This window comes from Segatella maculosa DSM 19339 = JCM 15638, from assembly GCF_000382385.1.
In the GTDB taxonomy this organism is placed as follows: Bacteria; Bacteroidota; Bacteroidia; order Bacteroidales; family Bacteroidaceae; genus Prevotella; species Prevotella maculosa.
Window position 1 is genome coordinate 1 of sequence record NZ_KB908361.1, and the last position, 5,364, is coordinate 5,364.

Annotated in this window: 6 protein-coding genes and 2 pseudogenes; 2 read left to right on the top strand and 6 right to left on the bottom strand. The window is 37.7% G+C overall.

The window, feature by feature from the left end; genetic code table 11:
• Positions 1-293 (top strand): annotated as a pseudogene (locus tag H164_RS14805) (IS1380 family transposase); the annotation flags it as partial.
• Between the two features lie 232 nt (positions 294-525).
• Here H164_RS14805 and H164_RS0113985 read toward each other — a convergent pair.
• From H164_RS0113985 to H164_RS15635, 6 genes are all read right to left on the bottom strand, one after another.
• A complete protein-coding gene (locus H164_RS0113985) occupies positions 526-1,086 on the bottom strand; it encodes a hypothetical protein (protein WP_019969204.1) in 561 nt (186 codons plus the stop codon).
• Positions 1,087-1,540: 454 nt separating this feature from the next.
• Positions 1,541-2,227: a zinc ribbon domain-containing protein gene (locus H164_RS0113990; protein ID WP_019969205.1), complete on the bottom strand. Its 687-nt coding sequence runs from the start codon at positions 2,225-2,227 to the stop codon at positions 1,541-1,543.
• A gap of 20 nt (positions 2,228-2,247) precedes the next feature.
• Positions 2,248-2,598 carry a hypothetical protein gene (locus H164_RS0113995; RefSeq protein ID WP_019969206.1) on the bottom strand — a complete coding sequence of 117 codons (351 nt, stop codon included), beginning with the start codon at positions 2,596-2,598 and terminating at the stop codon, positions 2,248-2,250.
• A 5-nt stretch (positions 2,599-2,603) separates the two neighbouring features.
• Positions 2,604-2,957, bottom strand: a complete 354-nt coding sequence (locus H164_RS0114000; RefSeq protein WP_019969207.1) for a DUF4339 domain-containing protein — start codon at positions 2,955-2,957, stop codon at positions 2,604-2,606.
• A 19-nt stretch (positions 2,958-2,976) separates the two neighbouring features.
• Complete coding sequence (locus H164_RS0114005) at positions 2,977-4,341, bottom strand: SPFH domain-containing protein (protein ID WP_025830425.1); 1,365 nt, start codon at positions 4,339-4,341, stop codon at positions 2,977-2,979.
• A 111-nt stretch (positions 4,342-4,452) separates the two neighbouring features.
• Positions 4,453-4,602 carry a hypothetical protein gene (locus H164_RS15635; RefSeq protein WP_019969209.1) on the bottom strand — a complete coding sequence of 50 codons (150 nt, stop codon included), beginning with the start codon at positions 4,600-4,602 and terminating at the stop codon, positions 4,453-4,455.
• Between the two features lie 148 nt (positions 4,603-4,750).
• Here H164_RS15635 and H164_RS0114015 point away from each other — a divergent pair.
• Positions 4,751-5,364 (top strand): annotated as a pseudogene (locus tag H164_RS0114015) (IS1380-like element ISBf12 family transposase); the annotation flags it as partial.

The following is a 5,364-nucleotide window of genomic DNA, read 5'->3' on the forward strand; positions in this document are numbered from 1 at the left end:
TCTTCGATGATATGAACAATGGTTTCGGGTGGAACAGATTGCCCAGATCCTTCATGGCAGAGAACACGGTGTTCCTTCTTCTTACAGCACTTATCCGTAACTTTTACAAGGCCATTATTCAAAGACTTGACGTAAAGAAGTTCGGACTCAATGCAACAAGTCGCATAAAAGCGTTTGTCTTCAGGTTTATCTCTGTACCAGCCAAGTGGATCAGGACATCAAGGCGGTATGTGCTGAATATCTATACCTGTAATAATGCTTACGCAGATGTTTTCCAGACTGATTTTGGATAATGCCTACAACTTATGGGAATGATATTGTGTATTGCCTCAAGTCACATTGTGGGGTAAGGGGATATTGTAGGCAGAAGTGGGTGCTTCAAGTTCAAATTATCTGCAAATTCAGTAATGAGAGGACGTGTAAACGCAATAAGGACGTTCAAGGGCTTAGTTGTGGATTTGAGGATATTTTAAAAGTTTTAATAATGCCTACTGCCTTTCAAGTGCTTCGGCTGTTCTTTATTTATTACAAAGTCAATAAAGATAAAATACCTTTAAATGATAAATCTATTACTTTTTCACCAGTTTTCTTACCAGCACCCTTTGTTATCGAATCTGCAAAGATTTTCATTAACGATTTGAAAGTAATATGAGTAGAGTTAAGCTGTTTTTTAGCCTTCAAGAGAATATCATCAATACTTTTTCTGCCTTCTGCAGACATACGTAAGATATATTCAAGGTCGTCAATATCTATAGTTACGATTTCAGAATTAAATGAGCTATCTGAAAATCTTCCGTCACGCTTTAGAAGCGAATCCAAATATTTTCTTATAGAAATGTCTTCAACTACGAATTGAACATTCTGACCACCATTTTTTAAATTAGCTTTCTCCAACAGTTTATTTAATGCAGAATAAAGTTCTGGCTCAGAAAAAGAAGAATACTTCAGTGACGCCTCATATCGAAGACGTCTAACCTTCGATTCTGGTATTTTCAGATAAATACTTATAGCATAATTATCCTTATCTTTTAGCTTTGTATGTAATAATTGGTTGAAAATCCATACTTCGAAATCATTTTTATTCATGCTTCCGAAACCTTTGGCAAGGTATTTATCTAAAGCATCATATATTGTTTACATACATTTTATCTGAATTAAATCTTAATTTACTTCTTTTTTACTCCTATGTGTTGAGCATGGTTTTCTAATTCTTCCAAGAACTTTTTATCATCTCGTAGGCCATAACGTGCTTTAATCATAATCTGCTCACATTTTGATTTCCATGTGCCTACCAATTTATTATGTTCGATATCAGTGGCATCTCCACCCTCCTTTACATAAATGGCTGTTACAGGGAAACTAATAAACGCACTAACAAGTAGCGCAAGTTCATTATATCCAAATATGATAAATGATTATGCCTAAGATAATTGTGGCTATAGCACACCTCTCATCTCTCTTCCTAATGTTGTTCCAAGTTACGAATTAGCTAAAGAAGCATTGCCCATTAGATGATTAAGAAAACTCATATTTGTATTTTTTATCGTCCAAAAAATTTTGAGAAGAATCCTTGTTTTTTATTTAAGTATGGTGCAAAATCTGGATCGTTGGAAAAACTAATTCTAGCCTTATTAACACATTCTTTATATTTTGCTTGATAAGCGTTTCTCAGCAATTCACTTTCAAATATTTGCATCGATTGAGCTTGTTTCATTGATTCCATTTGGGCAGACATTGATGATAAGAACTCCAAAAGATCAGCTCTGGTATTAGGCACAGGAAACATTCTAATAACGTTAGCCATTTCTTTCGCCTTAGCACTAACACCATATAAAGGGATAGTAATTGAAAACTTATCACGATAAGCGATATTAATTTGTTCCAATTTTTCAGCAAGGCGTTCATACGAGCTATTTGCACCAACATTTGAGAATGTATATCCACATTCAGAACATACTGCTGAACCTCCCACAACTTGTGCACCACAACTTGGACACTTGACTACATTACCAAGCTTCTCATTCGCTAATTGTTTTGGAGGAGCAGGGCGAAGCCAATCCTCTTGCTTTTTCGCTTTAGCCAATCTGCCATCAATAACAATGTCCAGTTCTTCCGGATCAACTCCTTCTGCCATTGCACGTTTGTGCAAAACTTTACGCTCAACATCAGTAATAGTGCCATCTGCAAGGGCAGCGTCAATAATTTCTTCTAATTCTTTTGAATACATAATTTTTTATTTTAAGATTATTATAAATGTTTTATTCCTTGCATCTTGTAAAATATTGCAAAATAAATGGTTAATAGGATTCCGTTAATAACAATGTAGTAAGGAATATTTATTCCGAAACCGGCGAAACAAAAATGACTTATCAGAAACATTATAAAGAAAAGTGCAGAACAGACTCTTACATTCACCCCAAGTCTCCCTGAATCATAATGCAAACCGATCATTGGAATAAGTGTTACAACAAAACATATTGTACTACCCCAACCACATACTTCACTATGTTCTTTGCCCTCAGCAACGTTAAATGCTAAATATCCAATCAATGCTGAGAGAGCGATGCTTATTGTTACTAAAAACATATTTGCTTTCATATCATCTATAAATTTGCAGGTAATGGAGGTGGCGTTAATGCTACAATCTTCAGAATTGCTGGAATTTGTTCTATTGGCTTCCAGTTTAACAATCCGGGCATCCAAGCTAAGCTGTCTTTAGTTGCTTTTTTATCATTAACCAAATGTAAAAATTCATTTGCGCTGAGTGGCCCTACAGATTGTCCGTTTATAGCCACATAAATATCGTTTTGTTGAGGCTGTCGAATATTATTTGCAGAACCAGGTATATATATAGTCTGCATGCTTTCGTTCATGATATTGACCATCTGTCTGGCCATCGCCATACCAAGTCCAAACTCTACTAACCTGTCAATTGAGAAAAAACTGTTATCATCCATTTTGCTAAATTTTTATGTGTTAAGGAATTGGTGGTGTTGGTATTCCACCCGGCATAGGAGGAGGCGTCGGTGTAGTGAATAGTGTTGCAAGCTCTTGAACATTACCAGCCAACTCCCACTGAGCCATACCCTGTTTCCATACATATGTCTGCATTGTTAACTGTCCTGACTGCGCCATTTGTTTTAATTGTTGCATGTTGAAAGGACCGTTTTGCTGTCCATTGACAGCAACCATATATTGAACATTAGGCATAGGAGGTGGCGTGTTCATTGCGTTTTGCATCTGTTGCCCCATATTGTTCATCATTCCGGCCATTTGACCACCCATTGCACCACCCATCATCATTCCGGTCATCATTCCAGCTGGATTCATTCCGCCATTTTGGTCTCCTCCAGTAGAGATACTTCCCATTTGTCCAAGATTGCTCGCAGCGGTTTGAAGAACACTTGTTTGTTGGTCGAGAGCATGTGCACCAATGAAATTCTGCTCTGTCTGAAGTCTTTGTGCACGCTGCGCCTCTTCTCGTTGAATTCGCATAGTATCTTCAAGGTTTGCAGCATTCATTTCTTGCATTTGTTGCATATTCTTTATGCCAAGGTCAGCTTGTGCTTGCATAGTCTTCGCTGTTAATCCGCCAGTTAACCCCTTAACTTCAGCATAGCCGTCAGATTCTTTGTCAATTTCTACTGCGTTAATATCAATGTGCTTCATTTTGACTCCAAATTCATCCAATCGATCTTTTAACCTGGCTTCAATAACTTCGCTTATTTCATCTACTTTGCGCTCTATTTGAATTACAGGCATACCCAGATCTGAGGGGACATTTGTTACAATGCCTTTTATCTTTCTAACCATTGCATCTTTTATCTGACGTTTAAAAGATTCAAGATCAAAATCTATCAAACGATTCAATTTGATGAAAGTCTTGTAATCTTCAAGTGCAAAGGTCAGTGTTCCGCGAACTGCTACCGGAACAGGAAAGTCTGGCAGACGAGGGTCTGTGACATCAAAATACGGAATAGCAAAGCGGACTTGATTATTGCTTTGAAGGTTTATGAAGTAGACTTCTGCCTGGAATGGAGATTCTCCTCCAAAAGCAAGACCTACTATACTTGATAATACCGGGAAGTTTGCAGCTTTTATTGTTTCATCATAAGGTCCTACTATAAAATCTTGCAAAGCACCCTCCTTTTGCTTATAGACAAATACTGCCACCTCACCGTCCTTTACTCTGAGGCTACTGCCCCAGCGTATGGAGTTTTCACGACTTGTTGAATTAGCATTCTGACCTGTAGGTCGCCATTTCCAAACCAGATAATCTTCTTCATCGCAGCGGATGACATTCATCAGTCCTCCACTTTTTCCTTTACTAAATAATCCCATATATAATACTTATGTTTTGATTCATGTCACCCATCATCAGATGCGCTAAAAACTCTGTTTAAAGCAATAAATAGACTGTTAGAATTCGTATGGCTCGTTTATTTAGAACTATCATCGTTCAACCAATCGCTGAGCATGCCTAAAGAAGCTAATATCAAAAGTTGTTTTAATCCCCACCATAATAAACGAAATGGAGCCCTGATTAAGCATTTTAAACACCCCTCTTTCTTTTTTACCTCGTTTTACTTTCTTGCCCATCATTTTTTTTCCTATACCTTAATCCCGCAACACTATTATAAATTAAACTTTTTAAGTACCTGAGCAACAAAAAGTCGCTCAGGATTTTGCCATGTCAGAATTTTCACTTATCTTAGTGTTGCAAAAAAAACAAGAGAATCCGACGATAGACATGGCGAAGATACAAATTAAATCTGAGAGACTCACTCCTTTTGGGGGATTATTTTCAATCATGGAGCAATTTGACTCCACATTATCATCTGTAATCGACTCAACCCTCGGTCTAAGGTGTAGATTGTTCGGTTATCAGTACAGCGAAATCATCCGTTCTCTTATGAGTATCTACTTCTGTGGCGGTTCATGTATTGAGGATGTCACTACTCATTTGATGAACCACCTCTCGCTTCATCCGACACTTCGCACTTGTAGCTCTGATACTATCCTCAGAGCGATAAAGGAGTTGACGCAAGAAAACATTTCATACACATCAGATATGGGCAAGACCTACGATTTCAATACGGCTGACACTCTCAATACTTTATTGCTCAATTGTATATTTGCTTCTGGCCAACTGAAAGAGGGTGAGATGTATGATGTTTATTTCGACCATCAGTTCATAGAGACAGAGAAGTATGATGCAAAGCCTACATACAAGAAGTTCCTTGGTTATCGCCCTGGCGTGGCGGTTATTGGCGATTTGATAGTCGGTATAGAGAATAGCGATGGTAACACAAATGTTCGTTTCCATCAGAAGGACACGCTGAAGAGGTTCTTTGAGAGATTTGA